Annotated in this window: 1 pseudogene; it reads right to left on the bottom strand. The window is 28.2% G+C overall.

The annotated features are described in order from the left end of the window. A pseudogene (locus tag SCA31_RS24610) lies at positions 1-252 on the bottom strand (GLPGLI family protein); the annotation flags it as partial.

Raw genomic sequence — 252 nt, 5'->3', positions numbered from 1 at the left:
CATGAACTTCGGATTCTTAAATAATTTTGATAAATCAATTTGTACACCCGTTGTTTTCATCTTTTCAATGTTACTTTCAATCATTGAATCTTGAGATACTGACAAATAATCTCTATAAATAGATTTCTGTTTTGTAACATCTAGGATTGTTAATTCTTTTTCTACTCTTGAAGAATCTTTATTGGGTTTAAAAGAAAACTCATAAAAGAATCTGCGAGCCTGCCCATTAGCAAATACATAAAGAATCATTAA

Source organism: Chryseobacterium sp. SIMBA_028, from assembly GCF_046535285.1.
Lineage (GTDB): Bacteria > Bacteroidota > Bacteroidia > Flavobacteriales > Weeksellaceae > Chryseobacterium.
Note: the sequence above shows the minus strand (reverse complement) of the source record. Positions and strands in the feature narration are given on the sequence as shown.